Origin of the sequence: Rhodoluna limnophila, assembly GCF_005845365.1 — a bacterium.
In the GTDB taxonomy this organism is placed as follows: domain Bacteria; phylum Actinomycetota; class Actinomycetes; order Actinomycetales; family Microbacteriaceae; genus Rhodoluna; species Rhodoluna limnophila.
The window spans coordinates 957,557-982,403 of the sequence record NZ_CP040509.1 but is presented as its reverse complement, the minus strand read 5'-3'; the positions used below and the strand labels follow the sequence as shown (position 1 = coordinate 982,403).

Sequence of the window (24,847 nt, the reverse complement as noted above, 5' to 3'; positions counted from 1 at the left end):
TGAATTTAGCCGAAGCTTCCGGCCGCTGGCTCAAGTGCAATAAGTAGGATTCCGGTCCAGTGGCACATAAATGCCAAAACCGTGAATGAGTGAAAAATCTCATGAAACCCAAAATGCCCCGGAAACGGGTTTGGGCGCTTGAAACCGTAAGCTGCTGCGCCAAGTGTGTAGCAAAGACCACCGGCAAGGATAAGAATCATCATGGGTGCATTGGCATTCATAAAGTCAACGACGTAGGCCATAGCGCCCCAACCCATGCCGATGTAGATCGGAACGTATAGCCAGCGCGGGGCTGAGATCCAGAAGACTCGAAATCCGATGCCTAGTAGAGCCGTGCCCCAAATGATGCTCATCAGCACGACGGCTTTTTCTTGGGGTAATGCCAACCAGGTTATTGGCGTGTAACTGCCGGCAATCAGCAGAAAGATGTTGGCGTGGTCAATTCTCTTGAGAGCAACTTTCACCTTTGGGCTCCAGTTGAATCGGTGATACAGCGCTGAATTGCCGAACAGTAGTACCGAGCTGGCAAAGAAAATTGCGGTGGTGATTTTTGCAGCCATACCGTCGGCCAGTGCCACCAAAACAATGCCGCCGGCTATAACAATTGGCAGCACTCCGGCGTGAATCCAACCTCGCCAGGTTGGTTTTTCATCGGCAGGTGTCTCTCTAAAGCCTTCTGAAATGGGCATGCTCATGAGGCAACTATACGCCCGAGTTTCAAGTAGCGTTATGACTGTGCGCAACTTGATTTACAAGCTTTATGAGAGGTCGCTCGAGCGCGGCCTAAGGCCTGAGGATTTACCTCGGCACATCGGTGTTATTTTGGACGGCAACCGGCGCTGGGCTGAGCGTCAGGGCAGCACCTCGGCGAGCCACGGGCACGAAGTTGGGGCCAAGAAGACCATTGAATTCTTGGGCTGGTGTGACGACTTGGGCATCAAAGTTGTGACTCTGTATCTGCTCTCAACCGATAACCTCAAAGGCCGTGCTGAGGCCGAGTTGCAGGAACTGCAGGACATCATTGGTCAATTGGCTACAGATCTTGCCGCCACTAAGCGCTGGCGCCTGCAATTGGTGGGGGACCGCGCGTCACTGCCGGCAGGCCTTGAAAGCTCAATTGCCAAGGCCGAGAAGTCGACCGGCAAAATTGATGGGCTGCACGTGAACCTGGCGGTCGGCTACGGTGGCCGCAAAGAGATTGCCGACGCAATGCGTTCAATTCTTCGGCAGCACGCCCAAGAGGGAACCACGATTGATGAATTGGCTGAGCTGCTTGACCCTGATTTGATTACGCAGCACCTGTACACCTCAGGGCAACCTGACCCAGACCTCGTGATCCGAACTTCGGGGGAACAGCGCCTCTCAGGATTTTTGCTGTGGCAGTCTGCCCAATCTGAGTTTTATTTTGAGGAAGCCCTTTGGCCAGATTTTCGACGCGTCGATTTCTTGCGCGCCATTCGAGCTTTTGAGTCGCGGCACCGTCGCTTCGGCGCCTAAATTAACGCTGGGTAACGACACCCCGATTCGGGCGTGTCTTGCCAACTTTAATCAAACCCAGAGGCGTAATCTCACCTCAAGTTGATTCAAAGGAGCTTTGGTGGGTAAAGCAGCGGCAACAACTAAAAAGCAGTCCAATCTAACCAATCAGGCAACCAAGACCTATGTCTTAGACACCTCGGTTTTGCTCTCAGACCCACGGGCCCTTTTCAAATTCAAAGAACAAGAAGTCGTGATTCCGATCATCGTGATCAACGAGCTGGAAAAGAAACGCCACGACCCAGAAATCGGCTATTACGCTCGACAGGCTCTTCGGCTACTAGATGACCTTCGTGAAGAGCACGAACGCCTTGATTTTCCAATTCAAGTTGGTGACGGCGGAATTCTTCGTGTCGAGTTGAATCACATCGACCAATCGGTGTTGCCGGCCGGATTTCAGCTGGGAGATAACGACAGCAGAATCCTTGCCTGTGCCTTCAATCTGGCCAGCGAGGGCGCAAACGTCACTGTGGTCTCCAAGGACCTACCTATGCGGGTAAAGGCCTCTGCGTTGGGTATGGCAGCTGAGGAGTACCGCAACGATAATGCGGTTGACTCTGGCTGGACTGGATTGGCCGAGATTGCGCTTTCGGCCGATGAGATGTCTGACCTTTACGACACAGAAGTCATTAAGCACAAGGCGGTGGCTGAGCTACCGATAAACACCGGCCTGGTAATTTCATCCGAGCGCGGTCATGCACTTGGTCGGGTTGACAAGGGTTCCAAGATCAAACTTGTGCGCGGTGACCGCGATGTCTTTGGTGTTCACGGCCGCTCGGCTGAACAGCGGCTAGCGATTGATGTGCTTCTTGACCCAGAGATTGGCATTGTGTCACTTGGAGGGCGAGCCGGTACCGGCAAATCTGCCATGGCTCTGCTGGCCGCTCTCGAGGCTGTTCTGGAGCGTCGCCAGCACAAGAAAATCATTGTGTTTCGGCCAATTTTTGCGGTTGGTGGCCAAGAGTTGGGTTACCTGCCGGGTGGCGAAAACGAAAAGATGAACCCTTGGGGTCAGGCAATCTTCGACACTCTCGGTGCTCTGGTTTCAAAAGAGGTTATCGATCACATTGTTGACCGAGGCATTCTAGAAATTCTTCCGCTAACTCACATTCGCGGCCGTTCCCTTCACGATGCATTCGTAATTGTCGATGAGGCTCAGTCGCTTGAGCGAAATGTACTGCTCACTGTGCTTTCAAGAATTGGCCAAAACGCTAAGGTGGTGCTTACTCACGACATCGCCCAGCGCGATAACCTGCGGGTTGGTCGCCACGACGGCATTGCTGCGGTTATTGAGGCGCTGAAGGGTCAGGATCTATTCGCCCACATCACTCTCACTCGATCTGAGCGTTCAGCGATTGCCGCTCTGGTCACCGATTTGCTTGATCATTAGCTAGTTGGGGATAACCTCGGCAATTAAGTCGCCGAGAAATTATCCTTGCCGCATGGAATTTGGTGAGTGGTTTGCCTTTCTCGGGCCGGCGTATTTAGTTGCGGTCGCGGTGCCTCTTGCTCGAATAGACCTCAAACAACACCGATTACCCAACCGGCTGGTTTTGCCGGCAGTGCCGATAACTCTCTTGGGGCAGAGCCTGTCCGCAATAATTACGGGAGAGTGGAGTCGATTTGGTCAGGCTTTCCTAGCCATGACCGTGGCATTTGCTATCGGGGTGCTGCTGAACCGGTTTGCCTCATTGGGTATGGGAGACGTCAAGTTGATTGCGGCAGCTAGCCTGATGCTGGGCTGGTTCGGCCCGCTGTGGCCGCTTGTGGCCGTTTGCCTAGCCTTTACGCTGGCGAGCCTGATTGTTTTGCCAAAGGTGCTCCTGCGCCGCCTAAGCCTCAAACGAAGCATGGCGCTTGGGCCCTACTTATTAGTCGGAATTATCGGAGTTTTTGGCGTTTTACCGTTTAGCTGAAGCAAGCGAATACCATCTGGGATGAGCTCGATGAAGCTGATTGCCAACATAATTGCGGCTACCGCCAACAGCATGTGCGAGTTGATTTCAGGGCTAAGCACCTCACGGTTAACCCAAACACCGGCCGCACCGAGTACCTCGGCAATCGCCGAAACAGCAACGAGGCCGAAAGTCCAGCGTCGGCTTGAACCGGCAGCAAAGGCCAAGGCTGCGATAGACAGGCCCTCTGGAATGTTTTGCAGGGCAATCGCAATACCGGTGTGAATTCCGGTGGTTAGGTCGGTGCTGGCCGCCGCAACGGCAGCGGTGCCCTCTGGGATGTTGTGAAGGGTCAGCGCGATGGTGACCACGGTGGTCGACCCGACAAGTCCGGCAGCGTGTTTTTGAAGCAGGCTCGAGACCAGCTTGATCAATACAAACACGCCAAAGCCGACGAACAGCCATAGCGCTGAGTCGGCCCATCCTGAGTCAATCGCCAAGGCTGCCGGTATCAGCTCTATTACGCTGGCTGCAATCATGGCCGCGGCGGCCATTAGCAGAACTAAGGCGTTGAACCGAGTCGAGTGTTTCTTGCGTCCCGCTAGCGGGTAACCGAGCAAGGTTGCCAAAGCAGCAAGAGCTGCGATGGTGAAACCGAGATCAATTGAACCTTCGATGACTAGTCCTAAAGACCAGGGCTGGTCATTGATAGAACGTCCAGAGCCTTGTCAAGCTGCTCCATGGTGAGCTTCTCGCCGTCTACGTAGCCCAATTCAATGGTGGCTTCACGCACAGTGAGGCCCTTGGCAACTGAGTGCTTGGCAATCTTGGCCGCAGCCTCGTATCCAATGTACTTGTTGAGTGGGGTCACGATTGATGGGCTTGACTCTGCCAACGCGCGAGCACGCTCAACGTTTGCCTCAAGGCCATCGATGGTCTTGTCAGCAAGTAAGCGCATTGAGTTTGCTAGCAGTCGGATCGATTCAAGCAACGAGTTTCCCATGACAGGAATTGCAACGTTGAGCTCAAAGTTTCCGGTGGCACCGGCCCAGGCAACGGTTGCGTCGTTACCGATAACGCGTGCGCAAACCATCATGACGGCTTCTGGAACCACTGGGTTGACCTTGCCAGGCATGATTGACGAACCAGGCTGAAGGTCTGGAATGTGCAACTCGGCAATACCCGCATTTGGGCCAGAGCCCATCCAACGAAGGTCATTGTTGATCTTGGTCAGCGATACGGCCAGAACGCGAAGGGCACCAGATGCCTCGACTAGTGCGTCACGAGCGCCCTGAGCCTCAAAGTGGTCGCGGGCTTCGGTGATCGGAAGTCCAGTTTCGGCGGCCAACAGGCGAATAACTTCCTGAGGGAAACCCTTAGGGGTGTTGATTCCTGTTCCTACAGCGGTGCCTCCGAGTGGAACCTCTGCGGTGCGGCCAATCGTGGATTGGACTCGTTCGATTGCGTAGCGAATTTGAGCTGCATAACCGCCAAATTCTTGACCAAGGGTTACCGGAGTGGCATCCATCAAGTGGGTGCGGCCGGCCTTGACCACGGTCTTCCAAAGGTCACGCTTCTTCTCGAGTGAGACGGCTAGGTAGTCCAACGCTGGCAATAGGTCGTTGATTAGCGCAGCGGTGACTGCAACGTGAACCGAGGTAGGGAAAACATCGTTTGACGACTGTGATGCGTTCACGTGGTCGTTCGGGTGCACATTGGCGCCCAGACCCTGGGTGGCCAGGGTAGCCAACACCTCGTTCATGTTCATGTTCGAAGAGGTTCCCGAACCGGTTTGGAAAATGTCGACCGGGAACTCGGCATCGTGCTGCCCAGCAATAACCTGATCGGCCGCATCTGCAATTGCTTTTGCGAGTGCCTCGTCAAGAACGCCCAACTTGGCGTTCGCCAAAGCTGCCGCTTTTTTGATCTGTGCAAGAGCCGCGATGTGTGCACGCTCCAGAGTGGTTCCTGAGATCGGAAAATTCTCGACCGCGCGCTGCGTTTGTGCGCGGTAAAGGGCGTTTACAGGAACTTTGACTTCACCCATGGTGTCGTGTTCAATGCGGTATTCCACTTGCTTGGCCTTTCGTTGCCGTTTGGTATTAGTTCAGTTCGCCGATGGTAATAATCGGTGAAATCTCGCCTCGAGAAAGGGTGTAGTTGGCCCCTACGATGGCCACCTTGCCCGACTTGACTGCTTCTGCAATCAGTTTGCTCCGAGTTAGCAGTTCGTTGATGGTGTCTTTGATGTGCAGGTCAGTTACAGCATCGATGTGGTGCAGACCCTGTTGGTTTGCAGCCTCAACCGTTGGGCGAATGCGCTCGACCAGGTTGTGAATGAAGTCTCCCTTGGCCTGCAACTTGCCCTCAGTGGCATCAATCGTGGCGCGAATTGCACCACATTCATCGTGGCCAAGAACCAAAATTAGCGGAACGCCTAGAACCTCAACCGAGTATTCAAGCGAGCCAAGAATGGTTTCGGCAATAATCTGGCCGGCATTTCGCACTACAAACAGGTCACCTAGGCCAACGTCAAAAATGATTTCTGCCGATAGGCGAGAGTCTGAACAGCCAAATAGTGCGGCGAAAGGTTTCTGCTGACCGGCAAGTTGCTCTCTACGATCGATATCTTGACGTGGGTGCGCTGGAGCCCCTGAAACGAATCGGCGGTTGCCATCGGCCATGGCACGCCAGGCCTCTGCAGGTGTCTGAGGGCGCGGTGATTCGCTCATTCGTTCAACTCCGTCTCGACTAGGTTGGCAAACTCGGAAAACTCTGCTGCTGTGGCATTGCCCTCGAGCGATACAAAGTCTCCGTCAGTCTCTAGAGTCCAGAGAACCGGATCGGCATCTACGTTTGGACCGGGAGTAAGTTTCAACCAGTTTGCGCTACCGGTCGTCGATGAATCGGGAATGAAACCCGCACTGCGCAGCGCAACCCAGGTTGGGTTCACCTCGAAAGCCTGGGTTAGTCCGATGTACTGGTTTTTTGGCCCAACGAAGCCGACCTCCCAGTAGTCAACGCCATCAGCGGCAGTGGCTACCCAAGTAGCGTGGTTTGCCCACCAACCTTCTGGCAACGGAAGGCCAAGTACAGGCCGGCCAGCGGCAGCCGATGCGCCCTCTGCGAGTGCAATGTGGTCAACCGGTTTAATTCGATTGCTGTCATCCCTAGGAACAATGAGAATGATCGCCAGCATTACTCCAAGAGAAGCAACCAGCGATAGCAACAGATTGATGACGGTCTGTTTCGCGCGGTGCTTGGCTGCTGAATCTTCGCTCACGTTACTTGGCTTTCTTTGCGGCAAGTGTGTCATCAAGTTTCTTGCGTGCGCCGGTGAGCCAGCTGTCGCATTGTGCAGCCAGAGCCTCGCCGCGCTCCCAGAGTTTTAGCGATGCTTCCAAGGTTGCTGAACCCTGCTCAAGTTCAGAAACCACTTTTACCAACTCATCGCGAGCCTGTTCGTAGCTCATTGAAGCTACGTCGGCATTTGCTTTGTCTTTGGCGGTGGTTTTTTCTGCAGTCATCTTGTCATCCAGTCTATTTCTTAGTCGGCGGTAACATCGATTTGGCCCTTAGCCAGGCGAACCTGGAGTTTTTGCCCTGTGGTGATTGAGTTCGAATCGGAAATCACGTGACCACTGGCATCGCGAATCACCGAGTAGCCGCGGTCAAGGGTGGATTGCGGCGATAGCGACCGAACCTGCTGTGCAAGGTGGCTAATGTGCATGCTCTCTCGAACCAAGTACTGGTCAACTTGATTCCAAATTTGGCTTACCCAGCGCTCAATTTCGAGAGACTTATCGTCAATCAGTAGGTGCGGATTCGCAATAATCGGGCGGGATCGGATTTGTTCTAGGAACGCCTCTTGACCGGTAATTATCGAGTCGATTCGTAGGTAGTTTCTTTGACGGTATTGGCTCACCTTGTGAAGTTCATCAGCGACATCGGGCACCACCCGTTTAGCAGCGTCGGTAGGGGTAGATGCTCGTAGGTCGGCAACGTCGTCGAGCACTGGCCGGTCATTCTCGTGGCCGATGGCCGAGACGATCGGGGTGTGTGCAGTGGCTGCAGCACGAACCAAGCCTTCATCGCTAAACACCATTAGGTCCAGAAAAGACCCACCGCCGCGAGCAATGATGATCACATCAATCTCGGGGTCTGAATCCAGTTCTTTGATAGCTGCGATAACTTCTGGCGCTGCTTTATCTCCTTGAACCAGCGTGTGAATCACTCGAAAGTCGACATCAGGCCAGCGCAATCGGGCATTCTGCAGCACGTCTTTTTCGGCATCTGAATCTTTGCCAGTAATCAGGCCAATTTTGTTTGGAAGAAACGGCAGTGGCTTTTTGCGCTCCGGAGAGGTTAGGCCCTCAGCAGCGAGTTGAGTTCGTAGCCTCTCTATCCGCTCGAGAAGTTCACCCAGGCCAACCTTGCGCATTTCGAAAACCTGCATGGTGAGCTTGCCGCCCTTTGGCCAAAAAGCAGGTTTGATCAGGGCCAATACGCGGTCGCCCTGTTTTAGGTCCTTGGGAATCTTGACAGTGTTCCAAGAGTGGATTGAGACACTGTTCTCTAGTTGAAGGTCACGCAGTTCGCCGAACATATTGCTGGGACCGATTTTGATCGAGGCGAGCTCGCCCTCAATCCAGAGCATGCCCAGGCGCTCAATCCAGTCCTTGAGCGTGGTAGAAAGCCGCGATACCGGCCACGGAGAGGATTCTGAACTGACTTTGGAGGCTGCGGCGACGTCGTCTTCGCTCATTCGTCCCTCCAAATCGTCACCACAATCCATCAACTGACGCGGTTTATCATTGAGGGGTGACTGAAATCAAGAATACCGTTGACCTGCGACAGCAACCGACCTCAAAGAAGGTACTGTTGGCAGCCCCAAGAGGTTATTGCGCGGGTGTTGACCGTGCCGTCATCGCAGTCGAAAAAGCACTGGACCACTACGGGTCACCGGTCTACGTGCGTAAGCAAATTGTGCACAATAAGCACGTTGTCTCATCACTCGAAAAGCGCGGTGCCATTTTCGTTGAAGAGGTTGACGAGGTTCCAACCGGCTCTGTTCTGGTTTTCTCAGCCCACGGTGTTTCGCCGGCAGTCGTGGCCGCCGCTGCCGAGCGTGGCTTGAACACTATCGATGCCACCTGCCCGCTGGTAACCAAGGTTCACCGTGAGGTTCAAAGATTTGCCTCCGAAAATTACGACATCCTTTTGATTGGTCACGAAGGTCACGAAGAAGTTGAAGGTACCGCGGGTGAAGCCCCAGATGTTGTGCAGATCATCGACAAGGATGACAGCATCGCAGCCTCGAAGGTAAGAGACCCAAAGAAGTTGATTTGGCTTTCGCAAACCACCCTGTCAGTGGATGAAACCATGGAAACCGTGGTCAAGCTGCGTGAGAAGTACCCAACTTTGCAGAACCCACCGAGCGACGACATTTGCTATGCAACTCAAAATCGCCAGGTGGCTATCAAGAAGGTTGGCGCAGCGTCCGATTTGGTAATCGTGGTTGGATCAGCTAACTCGTCAAACACAGTTCGACTGGTTGAGGTGGCACTCGAAGCCGGCGCCAAGGCGTCGTACCGCGTTGACTTTGCCAGCGAGATTGAGGATGCCTGGTTTGAAGGCGTCGAGACCGTTGGTGTCTCTTCTGGTGCTTCTGTTCCAGAGGAGTTGGTTGATGAGGTGCTGGTGAACCTAGCTAATCGAGGTTTTGGCGATGTTCGTACCGTCCAGACCGCCGAAGAGGATGTTCAGTTTTCGCTGCCTGCCGAACTTCGCAAAGAGCTTAAGGCAGCCGGCACCGATCTAAACAACAAGGTCAAGCGCAGCTAAACCCAGTTTTTCTGCGCCACGAATGAGCGCAAACACAAAAGAGCCCGTCCAACTTGGACGGGCTCTTTTGATTGAGTCTAAATTTATAGGCTCATTGACTTACCCGCTGAACCAAGTTCAGCTGCAGCCTCGACAACGCGAGAAGCCATGCCGGCTTCAGCCAACTTGCCCCATGCGCGTGGGTCGTAGTGCTTCTTGTTGCCGACTTCGCCGTCAACCTTTAGCACGCCATCGTAGTTAGAAAGCATGTGACCAGCAATTGGGCGGGTGAACGCGTACTGAAGGTCGGTGTCAATGTTCATCTTGATAACACCGTGTGAAACTGCCTCTGCGATTTCCTCTGGGGTTGAGCCTGAGCCACCGTGGAAGACAAGGTCAAACGGCATCAACTTGCCGTACTTGGCGCCAACTGCTGCCTGGATCTCACCGAGCAACTCTGGGCGAAGCTTTACGTTTCCTGGCTTGTAGACACCGTGAACGTTTCCGAAGGTTAGCGCGACCATGTAGCGGCCGTTCTCGCCAAGACCAAGTGCCTCGGCGGTTGCAAGACCGTCTTCGGGGGTGGTGTAAAGGTGCTCACCCATACCGCCCTCAACGCCGTCTTCCTCGCCGCCAACAACGCCAACTTCGATTTCTAGAACAGCACCGATGTTCTTGGTAAGTGCAAGCATCTTCTTGGCGATCTCAAGGTTCTCGGCCATTGGCACTGCTGAACCGTCCCACATGTGTGAGTTGAAAAGTGGGTCCTGGCCGTGCTTTACGCGGTCCTCTGAAATTGCGATTAGAGGCATTACAAAGTCGTCAAGCTGGTGCTTGGCGCAGTGGTCGGTGTGCAGGGCAATGGTGATGCCGTAGTTCTTTGCTGCTTCGCGAGCAAATGCTGCCATAGCTGCTGCGCCAGATGCCATTTTCTTAATGGTTGGACCAGACCAGTAGTCGCCACCACCGGTGGTTACCTGAATGATGCCGTCAGAGCCAGCTTCTGCCAAACCGGCAAGTGCCGCGTTCAAAGTCTGTGAGCTTGAAACGTTGATTGCTGGGTAAGCAAAGCCGCCGTTTTTTGCGCGGTCAAGCATTTCTAGGTATTGATCTGGTGATGCAACTGGCATTGCTGAACTCCTAAGTTCTACGTGGGAAACGACGTCATCGGCGGCTTAATAAGATGTTAGCAAGGATGCGGGTTTGTCCGCTTCAAGAAAGGCACCATGAGTCTTCACAATGCGAACGGTCCAACTATCGATATCTTCAAGGCAACAGTAGCGGCCACGGCCGAATGCTGGCACTTGGTTGGCTCGGGCGATAAGAATGCCGTCGATGGTGCTGCTGTTGATGCCATGCGTGACTCTCTTCGCGGGGCAAACTTTGGTGGCGTGGTGGTTATCGGCGAGGGTGAGAAAGACGAGGCCCCGATGCTTTTCAACGGCGAGATTATCGGTGGCGGGCAGCCAGTTGAATGGGACATCGCGGTGGATCCGGTTGACGGTACTGCTCTGGCAGCTGGCGGACTAGACGGTGCTGTGTCAGTCATGGCTGCTGCTCAGCGCGGTGCCATGCTTGCTTCTTCAGAGGTTTACTACATGCAGAAAATTGTGAGTGGCCCTGCCGCCAGGGGAGTGCTGGACCTAGATGTTGCAGCTGCAGAGAACATTAACCGATTGGCGGCGGCCTTGAACAAAGATGTTTCTGAGATTCGGGTGGCTGTGATCAATAAACCTCGAAACTACGACCTAATCGCCGAGGTAAAAGCCTCCGGGGCGCAGTGGGTCAGGTTTGATGAGGGTGACACCACCATGGCTGTGGCAGCAGCAACCCCAGACAGCGGAGTTGATCTTCTACTGGGAATCGGCGGGGCTCCCGAGGGTGTGGTCACTGCCTGTGCCGTTCAGGTTCTGGGCGGTTTTATGCAAACCCGATTTGCGCCGGAAACTCCAGATGAAATCTCTCGAGCTTTAGGCGCTAATTATGACCTTGAACGAAAATTTGAGCTAGACGAATTGGTTTCGGGTGACCAGTTCATTTTCGTTTGCACAGCAATCACCGATGGTCCGCTGGCCCGCGGGGTGCGCGAAACCGACGAGTTTCTAGAGATTCAGAGTTTTGTGCTCGACAGCCAGCTGGGTGATGCCAGAGTGCTCGAAGTAAGGGTTCCGAAGAACTAGATGATTGCTGGCTCGCCGAGAGGTTCTTCTCGGTTTGGCTCAACAGTCAAGAATGCCTCAGGCATGCCATCTAGGTTCTGGAGACCAGAGGTTGGCTGCTGAACAGCAACTGCACCCCACTGAACCGCTGTGGTTACACCCTTTGGAACATCAAAACCCACACCGTAGCGCTCATCAGCTTCTGCTGTGGTTGACTCGGCCACGGCTGACAAGAAACCGGCAAGAGTTGAATCGCCAGCACCAACTGTGTTGATGACCTTGATTGGCGGAGTGCGAGCAGCCCATGAGTGGTCCTTGGTGACAGCGATCATTCCGTCTGGGCCAAGGCTGGCAAGAACGCACTCGACTCCGGCTGCGCACAATTCACGAGCTGCGTCGATTACGTCGCCGTTGGTGTGAAGTGAGCGGCCAACAGCTGAAGCAAGCTCCTCGGCGTTTGGCTTCATAACGCTGGCAGCACCCTTGCGTGCCCAAGTCTGCAGCGGCTCGCCTGAGGTGTCTAGTGCAACTCGAACTCCCATTGCCTTCATTGCATCAAAAATCGGCTGCAGGTCAACGTAGGTGCCAGTCGATAGGTCATTTGGTAGGGCACCAGCGATAACTAGCCACTTTGCGCCGGCCTTGCGGACGGTTTCGATGGTTAGGTCAACCACTGACTTCCAGTCTTCTGAGCTCAATGGGCGCGGTGCCTCGTTTACCTTGGTGGTTGCGCCGTCTTTGATGACCATGGTGGTCGAAACTCGCAGAGTGCCGTCAACCCAAAGTGGCACAAGTGACTCGGTGTGGCCGGTGCGAGCAAGAACGCTTGGGTCTGAGTTGCCGATTGGCACAACACCAGGGGCGGCCATGCCGACTAGGTTCAAGCCTTTAGTGACATTGATTCCTTTACCAGCAAGCTCCTCGACAACACCGTCGGCGCGGTTAACTCCACCTTCGACTAGGTCGTGAACGTAGTAGGTGCGGTCCAAAGTTGGCGCAGGTGTAAGCGTGACAACTGGTGATTTGATGTCAGACATGAAGTACTCCTTGGAGTTGCGTGGTGAATCGCCGATTTCAGCGTTTTATCGGGCTGCAAACTTCATTGTCGAGCGCTTCGAAAAAGTATACCGAAACCAGAGCCAGCAACTTTGATTTGGAATTACAAAACTGGCGCTTTGTTACCGTTCTGAGATGTTTGGGCTTTCCGTTAACTCACTGGCGCTCATGGTGTGCGGTGTGGCATCAAGCTCCGGGGGGCTTGGAATCTCGTTAGTGCCAAGTTGGGTTTCATCGAGGTCGTTTAGCTTGCGAGCAGTTACCAGCACGCGAGATTCGAGGCTAGAGATGAAGCCGTTGTAGTCGCGCACCGAGGCTGTGATTGACCGCCCAAGTTTTTCAGCGTGTTCAGCTAGCTTGCCGACTCTCTCGTAAAGCTCTTTGCCCAGCTTGATCATGGTTTTTACCGAAGTTTCGTCGGCATTTTGACGCCAGATGTAGTTGATGGTCTTGAGGACCGAAAAGAGGCTGACTGGTGATGCCAAGGCCACATTCTTTTTAAAGGCGTATTCGAGTAGTGCTGGGTCGGCATCCAGTGCTGCCGATAGCAGTGACTCGCTTGGAACGAAGGCAATCACAAAGTCTGGGCTGGTATTCAACCCACTCCAATAACCCTTTGACGCCAGTGCATCGATGTGACCTTTGACCGCCTTGACGTGTTCGTCAATCAGGCGTTTACGCCTCGCCAACTCTTCGCCAGATGCAAGTTCAGAAATCGTTGAGGCCTCCTGATACGAGTTGAAAGGCACTTTAGAGTCAATCGCCAATGACTTGCCGCCTGGCAGGTTGATAACCATGTCGGCGCGCCCAGAACCGGTATCGGTGCTAAAACTGGCTTGTTCATCAAAGTCTGCGTGCTTGATTAGGCCGGCAAGTTCAACCAACTTACGCAACTGGGTCTCGCCCCAAACTCCGCGAATGCTGTTTGAGGACAGAGCTTGAGAAAGTTGCTGCGTCTGCTTGCGAAGTGCTTCATCAGAGTCAATGGCGTTTTTGAGTTGCTCTTGAATTGTTCCGAACTGTTCGGTGCGCTCTTTTTCGAGACGGGTCACCACAGATTGCATTTGCTCCAGGTGGACACGCACTGGAGCCAGGGCCTGAAGCATCTTGTTTTCTTCGCGATCGCGTTCATCGCGTTCGCGTTTTTCGACCGCCGCTTGTTCAAGTTGTGCTTTTAGCCCGGCCGAACTGGCTTCGAGGCCCGCAATTTGAATTAGGAGATCCTGGGTTTGGCCCGCGTCGGCAGGCCTTTTTGCCTTGGCTATGAACCAGCCCAAGAGCACACCTGCGGCCAAACCGATTGCGAGAAAAATATAAGATTCCATGCCCCGAGTATTTCACCATGGGGTGACAAATTGCCTAAAGGTCTTTGAAAACCTGTTTGGTGGCAGTGAGGAGTCCGGCTAAGTCCTCGACACCGTGGCGATCCGCGGCATGAATGATGATGCGAGCACAGGCATCGCTGTCGGCAAGTGCGTCGTGGTGGTTGAACTCTTCATGGCCAATTGCGTAAGCCACGGCGTTCAATCGGTATGACTCAAGGTTGTAGGTCTTTCTTGAAATCGCCAGTGAGCAGCTGTACTGAAGCTTCGGTAGCTCGTGCTGAACCAACGCAGCTGTAGCCCGCAAAACTCCCATATCAAAAGGTGCGTTGTGTGCAATCAGTGTGTCTTCACCGATGAAGGACTGCATTATTTGCAGGGCCTCGACGGCTGTAGCAGCGCCGTCAACATCACTCGGTCTAATTCCATGAATACGAATGTTGCCCTCATGGAACCAATCGTTTGGTGATGGGGGTTGGATTAGAAATGCCAATGTGTCTGCGATTTTTCCGTCACGAACCTTCACCAACCCAACTGCGCAGGGGCTGGCCGGCGATCCGTTCGCGGTTTCGAAATCTATGGCAGTGAAGTTAAGAGGCACAAGCTAAGTCTGCCAGTAGCCGCCAACAGCAAAGTAGACTTGACCCTCGTGGCTCTTACAATCGGAATCGTGGGACTGCCTAACGTAGGCAAGTCGACCCTCTTTAATGCACTCACCAAAAACAACGTTCTAGCGGCAAACTATCCGTTTGCAACTATCGAACCAAACGTTGGTGTCGTGAACCTTCCAGACCCTCGCCTTCAGGGCTTGGCTGACATGTATGGCTCTGAGCGCCTCCTGCCTGCGCCCGTGTCATTTGTCGACATCGCGGGTATCGTTCGCGGCGCATCGGTCGGTGAGGGCCTAGGCAACAAGTTTCTAGCCAACATCCGTGAGGCTGACGCAATTGCTCAGGTGGTTCGTGGTTTTGTCGACGGCGATGTAGTTCACGTAGACGGCAAAGTAGACGCCGCCAGTGACATTGAGACCATCAACACCGAGTTGATTTTGGCAGACATGGAGACCTTGGATAAGGCTCGTCCACGAATTGAAAAAGAAGTCAAGGGCAAGAAAATGGAGCCGGCCGCTCTGGAGGCTATTGACGAGGCCAAAGCTGTTCTAGACGCAGGTAAGCCGCTGTCATCAAGTGATGTTGACCTAACCCCGATCAAAGACCTTGGTCTTTTGACTGCCAAGCCAATCATTTACGTCTTCAACGTAGACGAGGGAATCTTGACCGATGCCGCCAAGAAGAAGGCGCTCGCCGACTTGGTCGCACCGGCAGAGGCAGTGTTCCTCGATGCCAAGGTTGAATCTGAACTCATCGACCTCTCGGTTGAAGAGGCCAACGAGCTCCTAGCCTCATTGGGTCAGGATGAATCTGGCCTGGACCAGCTGGCTCGCATTGGTTTTGACACCCTTGGGCTGCAGACCTACCTGACCGTGGGCCCTAAAGAGGCTCGTGCCTGGACCATCCACAAGGGCTGGACAGCGCCACAGGCTGCTGGTGTAATTCACACCGATTTCCAGCGTGGATTCATCAAGGCTGAAATTGTCTCTTACGAGGACCTAATGGCTGCAGGCTCAATGGCAGATGCCAAGGCTGCTGGCAAGGTTCGTATGGAAGGAAAGGACTACATCATGAAAGATGGAGATGTAGTCGAATTCCGCTTCAACGTTTAATTCCTTCAGAAGCGCTTAAGGAGCCTGTGATGGAGCAATCTTTTCTTTACTCAGTTGAGCGGGTTTATCCGGTTTCAATTGAACAAATGTGGGCGGCCTGGACTGAACCAGCACAGTTAGAAAAGTGGTATAGCCCAACCGAGCTAAAGGTTGTTGCTGGTTCTGCATCTTCAGAAACCCGTGAAGGCGGCCTGTGGGCTATTGGTGTTGATGTTTCTGCGCACGGCTTCAACGCCTATTTCTGGGGTGAATATCAGCTTGTGGTTCCAAATAAAAAGTTGGTCCACACCATGCATTACAGCCAGGATCCAGCCGATTTTGAGTTGAAGGACATGACCACTCCATCTCACCGCATCGAAATTGACTTCGAAGAGCGCGATGGAGGAACCTGGGCCAGGTTCTCGCAGTTCGGCGAGATGCCAGCTGAGCAGGTTGAACTGACCCGTCAGGGTATGGACAGCTACTTCAATTCACTCGAGGCGTATCTTCAGGGTATTAACAGTTAGAGCGCCTAGAATCGGTTTATGACCGTCGCGACCGCAACTAGAGCGGCAACTAATTTTCACGAAGTCCTTAACCTGGTTAAGTCGGCGGGATTGCTAAAGAAGAAGCCAAGTTTCTACATCATCCGTTTATCTGTGATTTCGGCAATTGCCACAGGCCTTTGGGTTGCCGGCGGCTTTATCGGGGGAGCAGTTCAAACCCATTGGGCTTGGATCTTTGCGGCTTTTGGCATTGCAGGGCTTTTGGGAATCATGAGCGCTCAGTATGGCTTCATTGCGCACGAGGCAGCTCACCGTCAGATTTTTCAAAACAACAAAGCTAACGATGCTCTTGGGCTGGTTCTAGCCAATCTATTTGCTGGTCTTAGCTACGGTTTCTGGTTGCGCAAGCACAATAAGCACCACCAGCACCCAAACCAAATTGGTCAAGACCCGGATATCGCAATTCGAATCCTGAGTTTTACACCTGAATCACGCGATCAAAAACGCGGCATTGAGCGCTGGATCAGCGAACGACAGGGTTACTTTTTTCCGTTCTTGCTTCTGCTAACCGGTTTTGACCTGCTGCTAGACAGCATCGCAAACCTTCGCCGCAAAGACCGCCCAATCGGCACCAGACTTCTCGAATTCTCTCTGATGATTGTTCGTCAGACTTCGCCTTACCTGTTGATGACCTGGATGTTCGGCTGGCTCTGGGCGATTGCCCTCTGGGTCTTCATGATGATGGTTTTTGGCTTCTTTATGGGTGCTGCTTTTGCACCGAACCACAAGGGCATGCCTCTCGTGCCAAAGGATTCCAAGATTGACTTTTTTGAGCGTCAGGTTTTGACCAGTCGCAACATTAAGGGCAGCTGGTTGAAAGACAACCTAATGGGTGGCCTGAACTACCAGGTCGAGCATCACCTATTTCCTTCGATGCCTCGACCAAACTTGATTAAGGCCAACGCAATCGTCAAAAAGTTCTGCGAAGAAAAGGGCGTAACCCTGGTCGAGATGAACTTGATGGCCAGCTACAAAGTGATCATTGACTACCTAAGCAAAGTTGGCCTGAGTAACAACGCCGATCCGTTTGTGTGTCCAATGGTTGCAACCCTTCGCCCACGCAGTTAATTGCTCGGCCATAATTGGCGGTATGAACGCGATTGATGAGTATCTAGCCACCGTATCTGGCTGGCAGCAAGATACATTGCTGGGGTGGCAGGCTGAAATGCTAAAAATTGAGCCTGAGTCTGAACAGGTGATTTACTACGGTTTGCCCTGCTTCAAAGTCGACGGCCAAGCTATCGGCGGCTTCGCTGCCTACAAGAATCACTGCGCTTATTTTCCGTTCAGCGGGCAAACTCTAGTAACGCTTAGCGATGAGCTTCGGGATTTCAATAAGACCAGTGGCTCTCTGCATGTCAAAGAAACTCAAAAACTTACGCCCGAATTAATCGCCCTGTTGATTGCGACTCGTAAGGTTGAAATCGCAGAAGGCTACGGTCACAGAAAGAAGAAATAAGTGGATTTTTCACAGATTAACTGGTTGGCCGTAGCAGTCGCCTCAATCGCCGGTTTTGTTGTCGGCGGTGTTTGGTTTGGCCCAAAGACTTTCTACCCAATTTGGTGGAAGCTAAATGGCAACGAACCTACAACTGACCCGGGTGGCACCAGCGTCGCTGTTTTGTTTGGTTCAACGTACCTGGCCACCATCGCCCAGGCTGCGACTGTGGCAATTGTCATCGAGGTTGGAAGTTTGGCTGACCCAAGCTTTGGTGCTTGGCAAGGTCTGGCTGCGGGCGCTCTCTTGGGTGCTGGTATTGCCGCCGCATCATCGCTTTCGCACCGACTCTTTGCCCGCCACGGTTTTGGTGTCTGGATCATTGAGGTGGGTCAAGACATCGTTTCACTCGCGGTTATGGGTCTAATCATCGGCGCCTGGCTCTAGAGTCCAATTCAAGGTCTTTTAGGCCGGATAGCAGAAAATCCTCGACTTTACAGTCGAGGATTTTCTTTGTTTGGCTTACTTGCTGCAGGTGCAACCGCCACCACAGCAGCCATCAGAAATCTTAATCATCCGTTCCTCCTTCTTAGGGTTACGTAAGAAGGGTACCTCTATCCGAGGTTCAGTCAAGGGACTCACAGCAAACTTAAAGTTAGGCCGGAGCCAGAGGAGAGGTTTGGCGCTACTTGATGGTGCGCATTTGCGGACCAACTACAACCGAGTTGGCCGGTAAGTCCTTGGTAACGATGGTTCCGGCGCCAATCGATGAGCCATCGCCGATGGTGATGTTGCCAAGAACAATAGCACCCGCTCCGATGACAACGTTGTTGCCGATGGTTGGGTGGCGTTTTGCAGTGATGTTCTCACGGCCACCTAGAGTGACGCCGTGATAAATCAGTACGTCGTCGCCAATAATCGCAGTTTCACCGATAACAACGCCCATCCCGTGGTCGATAAAGACTCTGCGGCCAACCGTGGCGCCCGGGTGAATCTCAACGCCGGTCCAAAATCTGGTTCCGGTGGCAAGGATTCTTGAAAGCACGCGAAAGCCACTCTTGAATAGAGCGTGGTTAATCCGGTGCTGCCAAAGAGCGTGGAGACCGGGTGAGGTTAAAACAAGCTCGAGCGCGCCATAAGTTGCTGGGTCGCGCTCGATGCCTGTTCTAATGTCTTCGCGAAAACGTATCAAAGTACCTTTTAGTCTAGGTCCTGAAGGTCCTTGTAAAGAACTGTTGATAGGTAACGCTCACCGAATGACGGGATGATTACGACAATCTTCTTGCCGGCAAATTCTGGACGAGCCGCAATCTTTGATGCTCCCCAGATAGCTGCCCCAGATGAGATTCCACCGAGGATACCCTCTTCGGCACCCAAACGGCGTGACCACTTGATTGCCTCTTCAGTAGGGGCATCAAGAACTTCGTCGTAGATGGTGGTGTCGAGAATTTCAGGGATAAAGTTGGCTCCGATTCCCTGGATCGGGTGGCCTGCTGGGGTTCCGCCATTAAGAATCGGTGAAGCCTCTGGCTCAACTGCAAAGACCTTGATGTCTGGGTTCAGTGCCTTGAGTGCCTGACCAACACCGGTAATGGTTCCGCCGGTTCCGATGCCGGCAACAATTGCGGCTACCTGACCGTCGGTGTCGCGCCAGATTTCCTGAGCGGTGGTGTTGCGGTGGATCTCTGGGTTTGCTGGGTTAGCAAACTGGCGAACCTGAACAGCGCCCTGGGTGTTGCCGATTTCCTCTGCCTTAGCAACGGCACCGCGCATACCCTCAGCGGCTGGGGTAAGAACTAGCTCTGCGCCGTAGGCACGCAATAGAGTGCGGCGCTCCTTGCTCATTGAGTCAGGCATGGTCAGGATTACCTTGTAGCCACGTGCAGCACCAACCATGGCCAGGGCAATTCCGGTGTTTCCGGAGGTTGCCTCAACGATTGAGCCACCAGGCTTTAGTGCACCTGACTTTTCTGCGGCATCAACCATGGCGATACCGATGCGGTCCTTAACCGTTGCTGATGGGTTGTAGAACTCTAGCTTGGCTAGAACTTCGGCGGGGCCTTCAATAATGCGGTTGATGCGAACTAGCGGGGTGTTTCCGACTACCTCGGTGATGTTGTTGTAAATCGCCATGATTTCCTTCAGATAGGACAAGTTGGTGCTCTTGGGTCAAATATAGCCAGAGTATTTTTGATGTTTCAGACTGTTACGGTTTAGCGATAGCCTCGTTCTGTGAAGCAATTACTGCGTGGAATCAACCCCTGGTTGCCTGTTTTTGCGTTCGTGACAATGTTTCATCTGCAGCGCGGATCGGTAGTGGACGCCATCATTTTTGGCAGCGGCACCCTCTTGCTAATTGCTGACTGGAAGAAGCTCGTGAAGTTTCACATGCCAGAGCGGCCACAAATAAGTGTTCAAGCGCTTTTGTTCGTGATGGCAATCAGCAGTGCCGTGCTGTTCTTCTCGGAACGCAATAGCTGGCAGGACAAAGTGCTACTGCTTGCCCTAGCGCCTATCGCAGTGGTCTTGGTTTACTACCGCGATCACGGGCCAAAACCTTCATCAAATAAAGTCATGGCTCGCACCAAGTGGATTTGGGTCACTTTGGCTTTAGTTATGGCGGTGTCGGAGCTTTTTGCCTACATATTTGCCGAGGTTTTTCAGGATGACCTGACCTATCCGACAATTTCGATTTTGGTCAATCCAATCCTTGATTCGCCATACGGCCGAGCCATCTTTTTGATTGTCTGGATGGCTATTGGTGTGGGTTTGCTTCAGATCAGAAAGGGGCGTCGGAGATGACGATTCCGCTTTTTGAATACCTTTTAGTGATTGTTGCCGGAATCGTTATGTGGCTGTTAGGAAGGCTGAGGCCAGACCTTATCGCACCCTTTGGCGGTCTAATTGCGCGAATGATGCACCATCGGAACACCAGACTGGCTCTGGTTGTGGTCTGGTGGTGGCTAGGTTGGCATTTCTTTACTGAATAGCGTGTTGCTTATGTGCCTATACTGTTGTTTAATGTCAGTATGTTAGGACAAAGACCTAACGGCCTACCTAGAAGAAAGTTGTACGACGCAGTATGACCGAGCGCAATCAACCATTTGACGTGATCACTATTGGTCGCGTTGGAGTAGACATTTACCCGCTGCAGACCGGTGTGGGCCTCGACGAGGTATCAACCTTCGGCAAGTTTCTTGGCGGAAGCGCCACAAACGTTGCTGTGGCGGCCGCAAAGTACGGACTCAAGTCGGCAGTCATTACCCGCACCGGCAATGACCCTTTTGGTAAGTACATTCACACCGAGCTTCAGCGCCTGGGCGTTAGCGACCAGTTTGTGTCTGGCGTTGAGGGGTTGCCTACTCCGGTCGTATTCTGCGAGATTTTTCCGCCAGATGACTTTCCGCTCTACTTCTACCGTGAACCAAAGGCCCCAGATCTAGTTATCAACCAGAACGAGCTGGATCTCGACGCGATCTCTCACGCAAAGATTTACTGGTCAACCGTGACCGGATTGAGCCAAGAGCCAAGCCGCACCGCACACCACGTGGCCTGGGATGCCCGCGGTCGCAAGGAGCACACCATCCTGGACTTGGACTACCGCCCAATGTTCTGGTCTTCACCAGAACTTGCCAGCGAGCAGGTTGCCCGTGCCCTTGACAAGGTAACCATCGCAATCGGCAATAAAGAGGAATGTCAGGTTGCCGTAGGTGAGACCGAGCCAATGCGTGCAGCAGATGCACTACTTGAGCGTGGACTCGAAATCGCAGTGGTTAAGCAGGGCCCTAAGGGCGTTTTGGCTAAGACCCGCAGCGAGACCGTTGAGGTGCCGCCTTACTTTGTTGACGTTGTTAACGGACTTGGTGCCGGCGACAGCTTTGGTGGAGCATTCTGCTACGGACTGCTTCAGGGCTGGGAACTAAAGCGAATTCTTCAGTTTGCCAACGTTGCCGGTGCAATTGTGGCAAGCCGCCTAGAGTGCTCAACCGCCATGCCAAGCTTCGAAGAAGTTGAAGAGATTCTGAAGGGAATGAACTAATGTCATTGGACTTCGAATCACTACGCAACATCCGTGCCGCTAACCCGGGCAAACTTGCTGAAATCTATTCGGCCAGAAAGCGTCGCGATGTCATTCAGGGGGATGGTCGTTTATTCATCATCGCGGCTGATCACCCGGCCCGAAACGCGCTCTCGGTTCGCGATAACCCCCGTGCCATGGAGAACCGCTACGACCTAATTGAGCGTCTGGCAACAGCGCTTTCTCGACCAGGTGTAGACGGCGTACTCGGAACTCCAGACATCATCGATGACTTGGCTTTGCTTGGTTGCCTTGACGACAAACTGGTCGTGGGTTCACTAAACCGCGGTGGACTTCGTGGGGCAAGCTTTGAGATGGACGACCGAATTACCGGTTATGACATCGATGGAATTGTTCGTGACCAGCTGGATTTTGCCAAAATGCTAAACCGCGTAAACCTTGGCGATGCCGGCACCGCAAACATGCTCGAGTACTCACACCACGCCGTAAACGCGGCCGCCGCAGCCAAGTTGCCGATCATGCTCGAACCGTTCATGAGCGAATGGGTTGACGGCAAAATCCGCAATGACCTTTCAACTGATGCCGTGATCGACTCAATCAGCATTGCCAACGGACTCGGTAACTCATCTGCTTACACCTGGATGAAGTTGCCAGTAGTTGAAAACATGGCTCGCGTGATGGAGTCAACCACTCTTCCGACCCTTCTACTTGGTGGCGACCCAGTCGGTGACCCTAAGGACATCTACGACTCATGGGGCAAGGCTCTAGAGTTGCCGGGCGTTCGAGGCCTTGTAGTTGGTCGAAGCCTGCTTTACCCACAAGACGGCAACGTAGTCGCCGCTATTGACACCGCAGTCAAGCTTGTCCACGGATAATTTAGTTTCAGAAAAGGATAAAAAATGAGCAACCTACCTGTAGTTCCACACTGGATTGATGGCGCTGAGCGACCAAGCACTTCAGGCCGTACCGCTGAAGTATTTGACCCAGCACTTGGTGAAGTCACCAAGCACGTTGCCCTGGCTAACGCATCTGAAATTGAGGCTGCGATTGCCTCAGCCAAGGCTGCATTCCCAGCTTGGAGCAACCTGTCGTTGGCACGCCGCCAGGCAATTATGTTCAACTTCCGTGAGCTACTAAACCGCAAGAAGCCAGAACTTGCCGAAATCATCACTTCAGAGCACGGCAAGGTGCTGTCTGACGCGCTGGGAGAGATTACCCGCGGTCAGGAAGTGGTTGAATTTGCCACCGGTATGCCTCACCTTCTAAAGGGTTTCTATTCAGAGAACGTATCTACTGGCGTTGACGTTTACTCAACCCGTCAGGCTCTTGGCGTAGTCGGAATCATCAGCCCGTTTAACTTCCCGGCAATGGTTCCGATGTGGTTCTTCCCGATTGCGCTCGCAGCGGGTAACACCGTCATCCTGAAGCCATCTGAGAAAGACCCATCAGCAGCAATTTGGATGGCCAAGCTACTCAAAGAGGCTGGCCTACCGGATGGTGTTTTCAACGTTCTAAACGGTGACAAAGAATCAGTAGACGGTCTTTTGACCCACCCTGATGTCAAGGCCATCTCATTCGTTGGCTCAACCCCAATTGCTCAGTATGTTTACGAGACCGGATCACGCCACGGCAAGCGCGTTCAAGCTCTTGGTGGAGCAAAGAACCACATGTTGGTTCTGCCTGATGCTGACCTGGACCTAGTTGCAGATTCAGCTATCAACGCGGGCTTTGGTTCTGCCGGTGAGCGCTGCATGGCGATCTCTGTGGTTGTAGCGGTTGAGCCTGTTGCAGATGACCTGATCGAAAAGATCAAGGAGCGCATGAGCAAGCTTCGCACCGGTGACGGTCGTCGTGGTTGCGACATGGGCCCATTGGTTACCAAGGTCCACCGTGACAAGGTTGCTTCGTACATCGACATCGCTACCGAAGATGGTGCAACCGTCGTGGTCGATGGTCGCAACGACAAGTTTGACGGTGCCGAGAACGGTTTCTGGCTTGGCCCAACCCTGATTGACAAGGTTCCAACGTCATCAAAGGTTTACACCGAAGAGATCTTTGGCCCTGTGCTTTCGATCGTTCGTGTCCACACCTACGAAGAGGGTGTTGAACTGATCAACAACGGTGCGTTTGGTAACGGAACCGCAATTTTCACCAACGATGGTGGAGCAGCTCGCCGTTTCCAGAACGAAATCGAAGTTGGAATGATCGGTATCAACGTTCCAATTCCTGTGCCGGTTGCTTACTACTCATTCGGTGGCTGGAAGAGCTCTCTATTCGGTGACACCAAGGCTCACGGCGTAGAGGGCGTTCACTTCTTCACCCGAGGCAAGGCAATCACCAGCCGCTGGCTTGACCCATCACACGGTGGCATCAACCTCGGTTTCCCTCAGAACTAGTCAAATTAGTTAGAGACTCCAATGACGTGGTTTTTCAAAAAGGGTGAGTTAGCCAAAGATAACTGGGATGTCTTGGTCGACGGCTCAATCAAAGGCTGGCAGCACACCGGCCTTCGAGTGGGCACCCTTGGTTCAGGTAGGCAGTTCCACATCATCGCTGACGGCCTCGAGCGGCTGATCTTCCCGCTCGAGGGCGTCGGCCTGACTGTTGAGTACCGCCTGGCTGGTGAAACCGCGTTTCAAACGCAGTTCCTGCGTGGACGAAAGTCGGTGTTTCACGGCACCTCAGATTTGATTTACCTGCCGGTGGATACCGAAATTAAGATCCACGGCGAAGGCCGAGTTTGTATCGGTGAAGCGCCGGCCAAAAACGCCAAGCCTGTTCAGCTCATCGCAGCTGAAGACGTGCCTGTATTTGTGCGGGGTGCCGGTCGTGAAAGCCGACAGGTTCACAACTTTGGTGTGCCAGAGCAACTTGATGCTGACCGGTTCATTGTGGTTGAGGTCATTGTTCCGGCCGGCAACTGGTCGGGCATTCCGGCCCACAAGCACGACACCTACATTCCGGGCGTTGAATCAAACCTTGAAGAGATCTATTACTTTGAGACAGCCGTTACTAGAGGTGTAACACCTCCGGCAACCTCTGACGCAATCGGCTATCTTCGCGGATACGCCTCAGATGAGCGCGAGTACGACTTGTTAGAAGAGGTTCGCTCGGGCGACGTCGGCCTAGTGCCACACGGATGGCACGGTCCGGCCATGGCTTCGCCGGGTTATGACCTCTATTTCTTCAACGTCATGGCGGGCCCAGACCCAGACCGTAGCTGGAACATCACCGATGACCCAAACCACGCCTGGATTCGCGAAACCTGGCACCACCAAGACCCAGACCCAAGACTCCCATACACCGCGTAA

At 53.4% G+C, this 24,847-nt stretch carries 29 protein-coding genes; 16 read left to right on the top strand and 13 right to left on the bottom strand.

Annotation, left to right across the window (positions count from 1 at the left end; translation table 11 throughout):
* Positions 1–5 precede the first annotated feature (5 nt).
* Positions 6–695, bottom strand: coding sequence for a PAQR family membrane homeostasis protein TrhA (gene trhA / locus FFA38_RS04810; protein ID WP_138275658.1), 690 nt, complete (start codon positions 693–695; stop codon positions 6–8).
* Between trhA and FFA38_RS04805 the strand changes: the two genes are divergently transcribed.
* From FFA38_RS04805 to FFA38_RS04795, 3 genes are all read left to right on the top strand, one after another.
* On the top strand, positions 688–1,497 hold the full coding sequence (locus FFA38_RS04805; RefSeq protein WP_253786223.1) for an isoprenyl transferase: 810 nt from the start codon (positions 688–690) through the stop codon (positions 1,495–1,497). The genes trhA and FFA38_RS04805 overlap by 8 nt on opposite strands.
* 100 nt (positions 1,498–1,597) lie before the next feature.
* Positions 1,598–2,926: a PhoH family protein gene (locus tag FFA38_RS04800; protein WP_253786125.1), complete on the top strand. Its 1,329-nt coding sequence runs from the start codon at positions 1,598–1,600 to the stop codon at positions 2,924–2,926.
* Between the two features lie 52 nt (positions 2,927–2,978).
* Positions 2,979–3,452, top strand: a complete 474-nt coding sequence (locus FFA38_RS04795) for a prepilin peptidase (RefSeq protein ID WP_138315704.1) — start codon at positions 2,979–2,981, stop codon at positions 3,450–3,452.
* Here FFA38_RS04795 and FFA38_RS04790 read toward each other — a convergent pair.
* Genes FFA38_RS04790 through xseA form a run of 6 tightly spaced genes read right to left on the bottom strand, consistent with a single transcriptional unit; the run spans position 3,401 to position 8,196 of the window.
* The gene (locus FFA38_RS04790) at positions 3,401–4,060 is read right to left on the bottom strand and encodes a ZIP family metal transporter (RefSeq protein WP_138315703.1); all 660 of its coding nucleotides are present in this window, start codon (positions 4,058–4,060) and stop codon (positions 3,401–3,403) included. The two genes, FFA38_RS04795 and FFA38_RS04790, sit on opposite strands and share 52 nt — an antisense overlap.
* Before the next feature lie 56 nt (positions 4,061–4,116).
* A complete protein-coding gene (locus FFA38_RS04785; protein WP_138275653.1) occupies positions 4,117–5,505 on the bottom strand; it encodes a class II fumarate hydratase in 1,389 nt (462 codons plus the stop codon).
* Positions 5,506–5,533: 28 nt separating this feature from the next.
* The gene (locus FFA38_RS04780) at positions 5,534–6,163 is read right to left on the bottom strand and encodes a carbonic anhydrase (RefSeq protein ID WP_138275652.1); all 630 of its coding nucleotides are present in this window, start codon (positions 6,161–6,163) and stop codon (positions 5,534–5,536) included.
* Positions 6,160–6,714, bottom strand: a complete 555-nt coding sequence (locus tag FFA38_RS04775; RefSeq protein ID WP_172956009.1) for a DUF4245 family protein — start codon at positions 6,712–6,714, stop codon at positions 6,160–6,162. Before FFA38_RS04775 ends, FFA38_RS04780 begins: the two co-directional genes overlap by 4 nt.
* 1 nt (position 6,715) lies before the next feature.
* Positions 6,716–6,958 carry an exodeoxyribonuclease VII small subunit gene (locus FFA38_RS04770; RefSeq protein WP_138315702.1) on the bottom strand — a complete coding sequence of 81 codons (243 nt, stop codon included), beginning with the start codon at positions 6,956–6,958 and terminating at the stop codon, positions 6,716–6,718.
* A 20-nt stretch (positions 6,959–6,978) separates the two neighbouring features.
* Positions 6,979–8,196 (bottom strand): exodeoxyribonuclease VII large subunit, encoded by a 1,218-nt coding sequence (gene xseA, locus FFA38_RS04765; RefSeq protein WP_253786123.1) that lies wholly within the window; start codon positions 8,194–8,196, stop codon positions 6,979–6,981.
* Between the two features lie 56 nt (positions 8,197–8,252).
* On the opposite strand from xseA, the gene FFA38_RS04760 reads away from it, so the two are divergent.
* Complete coding sequence (locus FFA38_RS04760; protein WP_138315700.1) at positions 8,253–9,275, top strand: 4-hydroxy-3-methylbut-2-enyl diphosphate reductase; 1,023 nt, start codon at positions 8,253–8,255, stop codon at positions 9,273–9,275.
* A gap of 83 nt (positions 9,276–9,358) precedes the next feature.
* Here FFA38_RS04760 and fbaA read toward each other — a convergent pair whose 3' ends face one another.
* Positions 9,359–10,384, bottom strand: coding sequence for a class II fructose-bisphosphate aldolase (gene fbaA, locus FFA38_RS04755; RefSeq protein WP_138275647.1), 1,026 nt, complete (start codon positions 10,382–10,384; stop codon positions 9,359–9,361).
* A gap of 96 nt (positions 10,385–10,480) precedes the next feature.
* Between fbaA and FFA38_RS04750 the strand changes: the two genes are divergently transcribed.
* A complete protein-coding gene (locus FFA38_RS04750) occupies positions 10,481–11,434 on the top strand; it encodes a fructose-bisphosphatase class II family protein (protein ID WP_138315699.1) in 954 nt (317 codons plus the stop codon).
* On the opposite strand, the gene FFA38_RS04745 is transcribed toward FFA38_RS04750, so the two are convergent.
* From FFA38_RS04745 to FFA38_RS04735, 3 genes are all read right to left on the bottom strand, one after another.
* Complete coding sequence (locus tag FFA38_RS04745; protein ID WP_138315698.1) at positions 11,431–12,450, bottom strand: 1-phosphofructokinase family hexose kinase; 1,020 nt, start codon at positions 12,448–12,450, stop codon at positions 11,431–11,433. The two genes, FFA38_RS04750 and FFA38_RS04745, sit on opposite strands and share 4 nt — an antisense overlap.
* A 141-nt stretch (positions 12,451–12,591) precedes the next feature.
* Entirely contained in the window at positions 12,592–13,794 is a 1,203-nt protein-coding gene (locus FFA38_RS04740; RefSeq protein WP_138315697.1) for a DNA recombination protein RmuC, read from the bottom strand.
* 34 nt (positions 13,795–13,828) lie between these two features.
* On the bottom strand, positions 13,829–14,392 hold the full coding sequence (locus FFA38_RS04735; RefSeq protein ID WP_138275643.1) for a 3'-5' exonuclease: 564 nt from the start codon (positions 14,390–14,392) through the stop codon (positions 13,829–13,831).
* A gap of 48 nt (positions 14,393–14,440) precedes the next feature.
* Between FFA38_RS04735 and ychF the strand changes: the two genes are divergently transcribed.
* The 5 genes from ychF to FFA38_RS04710 are packed head-to-tail and all read left to right on the top strand — an operon-like array spanning position 14,441 to position 17,944.
* Complete coding sequence (ychF, locus tag FFA38_RS04730; RefSeq protein WP_138275642.1) at positions 14,441–15,514, top strand: redox-regulated ATPase YchF; 1,074 nt, start codon at positions 14,441–14,443, stop codon at positions 15,512–15,514.
* Positions 15,515–15,543: 29 nt separating this feature from the next.
* Positions 15,544–16,020: an SRPBCC family protein gene (locus tag FFA38_RS04725; protein ID WP_138275641.1), complete on the top strand. Its 477-nt coding sequence runs from the start codon at positions 15,544–15,546 to the stop codon at positions 16,018–16,020.
* Between the two features lie 18 nt (positions 16,021–16,038).
* On the top strand, positions 16,039–17,127 hold the full coding sequence (locus FFA38_RS04720; RefSeq protein WP_138315696.1) for a fatty acid desaturase family protein: 1,089 nt from the start codon (positions 16,039–16,041) through the stop codon (positions 17,125–17,127).
* A gap of 22 nt (positions 17,128–17,149) precedes the next feature.
* Entirely contained in the window at positions 17,150–17,518 is a 369-nt protein-coding gene (locus tag FFA38_RS04715; protein ID WP_138315695.1) for an iron chaperone, read from the top strand.
* Positions 17,519–17,944, top strand: coding sequence for a DUF1761 domain-containing protein (locus tag FFA38_RS04710; RefSeq protein WP_138275638.1), 426 nt, complete (start codon positions 17,519–17,521; stop codon positions 17,942–17,944). It abuts the gene before it with no gap.
* A gap of 238 nt (positions 17,945–18,182) precedes the next feature.
* Here FFA38_RS04710 and cysE read toward each other — a convergent pair whose 3' ends face one another.
* A complete protein-coding gene (gene cysE, locus FFA38_RS04705) occupies positions 18,183–18,689 on the bottom strand; it encodes a serine O-acetyltransferase (protein ID WP_138315694.1) in 507 nt (168 codons plus the stop codon).
* Positions 18,690–18,697: 8 nt separating this feature from the next.
* Entirely contained in the window at positions 18,698–19,630 is a 933-nt protein-coding gene (cysK, locus tag FFA38_RS04700) for a cysteine synthase A (protein WP_138316015.1), read from the bottom strand.
* Between the two features lie 99 nt (positions 19,631–19,729).
* Here cysK and FFA38_RS04695 point away from each other — a divergent pair, with 99 nt between their 5' ends.
* The 6 genes from FFA38_RS04695 (at position 19,730) to iolB (ending at position 24,847) form a co-directional block, all read left to right on the top strand.
* The gene (locus FFA38_RS04695; RefSeq protein WP_138315693.1) at positions 19,730–20,299 is read left to right on the top strand and encodes a hypothetical protein; all 570 of its coding nucleotides are present in this window, start codon (positions 19,730–19,732) and stop codon (positions 20,297–20,299) included.
* A complete protein-coding gene (locus tag FFA38_RS04690) occupies positions 20,296–20,487 on the top strand; it encodes a DUF6186 family protein (RefSeq protein WP_138275634.1) in 192 nt (63 codons plus the stop codon). Before FFA38_RS04695 ends, FFA38_RS04690 begins: the two co-directional genes overlap by 4 nt.
* A 92-nt stretch (positions 20,488–20,579) precedes the next feature.
* Positions 20,580–21,536 carry a 5-dehydro-2-deoxygluconokinase gene (gene iolC, locus FFA38_RS04685; RefSeq protein WP_138275633.1) on the top strand — a complete coding sequence of 319 codons (957 nt, stop codon included), beginning with the start codon at positions 20,580–20,582 and terminating at the stop codon, positions 21,534–21,536.
* Entirely contained in the window at positions 21,536–22,411 is an 876-nt protein-coding gene (locus tag FFA38_RS04680; RefSeq protein ID WP_138275632.1) for a class I fructose-bisphosphate aldolase, read from the top strand. Before iolC ends, FFA38_RS04680 begins: the two co-directional genes overlap by 1 nt.
* Positions 22,412–22,435: 24 nt before the next feature.
* A complete protein-coding gene (locus tag FFA38_RS04675) occupies positions 22,436–23,932 on the top strand; it encodes a CoA-acylating methylmalonate-semialdehyde dehydrogenase (RefSeq protein ID WP_138275631.1) in 1,497 nt (498 codons plus the stop codon).
* A gap of 21 nt (positions 23,933–23,953) precedes the next feature.
* Positions 23,954–24,847, top strand: a complete 894-nt coding sequence (gene iolB, locus FFA38_RS04670) for a 5-deoxy-glucuronate isomerase (protein WP_138275630.1) — start codon at positions 23,954–23,956, stop codon at positions 24,845–24,847.

What these genes read in the sequence shown, in the direction of transcription:
- FFA38_RS04805 (WP_253786223.1), top strand. Translation starts at nt 688, where the DNA reads ATGCTCATGAGGCAACTATACGCCCGAGTTTCAAGTAGCGTTATGACT.
- trhA (WP_138275658.1), bottom strand. Translation starts at nt 695, where the DNA reads ATGAGCATGCCCATTTCAGAAGGCTTTAGAGAGACACCTGCCGATGAA.
- FFA38_RS04795 (WP_138315704.1), top strand. Translation starts at nt 2,979, where the DNA reads ATGGAATTTGGTGAGTGGTTTGCCTTTCTCGGGCCGGCGTATTTAGTT.
- FFA38_RS04780 (WP_138275652.1), bottom strand. Translation starts at nt 6,163, where the DNA reads ATGAGCGAATCACCGCGCCCTCAGACACCTGCAGAGGCCTGGCGTGCC.
- FFA38_RS04770 (WP_138315702.1), bottom strand. Translation starts at nt 6,958, where the DNA reads ATGACTGCAGAAAAAACCACCGCCAAAGACAAAGCAAATGCCGACGTA.
- xseA (WP_253786123.1), bottom strand. Translation starts at nt 8,196, where the DNA reads ATGAGCGAAGACGACGTCGCCGCAGCCTCCAAAGTCAGTTCAGAATCC.
- fbaA (WP_138275647.1), bottom strand. Translation starts at nt 10,384, where the DNA reads ATGCCAGTTGCATCACCAGATCAATACCTAGAAATGCTTGACCGCGCA.
- FFA38_RS04750 (WP_138315699.1), top strand. Translation starts at nt 10,481, where the DNA reads ATGAGTCTTCACAATGCGAACGGTCCAACTATCGATATCTTCAAGGCA.
- FFA38_RS04745 (WP_138315698.1), bottom strand. Translation starts at nt 12,450, where the DNA reads ATGTCTGACATCAAATCACCAGTTGTCACGCTTACACCTGCGCCAACT.
- FFA38_RS04740 (WP_138315697.1), bottom strand. Translation starts at nt 13,794, where the DNA reads ATGGAATCTTATATTTTTCTCGCAATCGGTTTGGCCGCAGGTGTGCTC.
- FFA38_RS04725 (WP_138275641.1), top strand. Translation starts at nt 15,544, where the DNA reads ATGGAGCAATCTTTTCTTTACTCAGTTGAGCGGGTTTATCCGGTTTCA.
- FFA38_RS04720 (WP_138315696.1), top strand. Translation starts at nt 16,039, where the DNA reads ATGACCGTCGCGACCGCAACTAGAGCGGCAACTAATTTTCACGAAGTC.
- FFA38_RS04715 (WP_138315695.1), top strand. Translation starts at nt 17,150, where the DNA reads ATGAACGCGATTGATGAGTATCTAGCCACCGTATCTGGCTGGCAGCAA.
- cysK (WP_138316015.1), bottom strand. Translation starts at nt 19,630, where the DNA reads ATGGCGATTTACAACAACATCACCGAGGTAGTCGGAAACACCCCGCTA.
- FFA38_RS04690 (WP_138275634.1), top strand. Translation starts at nt 20,296, where the DNA reads ATGACGATTCCGCTTTTTGAATACCTTTTAGTGATTGTTGCCGGAATC.
- iolC (WP_138275633.1), top strand. Translation starts at nt 20,580, where the DNA reads ATGACCGAGCGCAATCAACCATTTGACGTGATCACTATTGGTCGCGTT.
- FFA38_RS04680 (WP_138275632.1), top strand. Translation starts at nt 21,536, where the DNA reads ATGTCATTGGACTTCGAATCACTACGCAACATCCGTGCCGCTAACCCG.
- FFA38_RS04675 (WP_138275631.1), top strand. Translation starts at nt 22,436, where the DNA reads ATGAGCAACCTACCTGTAGTTCCACACTGGATTGATGGCGCTGAGCGA.
- iolB (WP_138275630.1), top strand. Translation starts at nt 23,954, where the DNA reads ATGACGTGGTTTTTCAAAAAGGGTGAGTTAGCCAAAGATAACTGGGAT.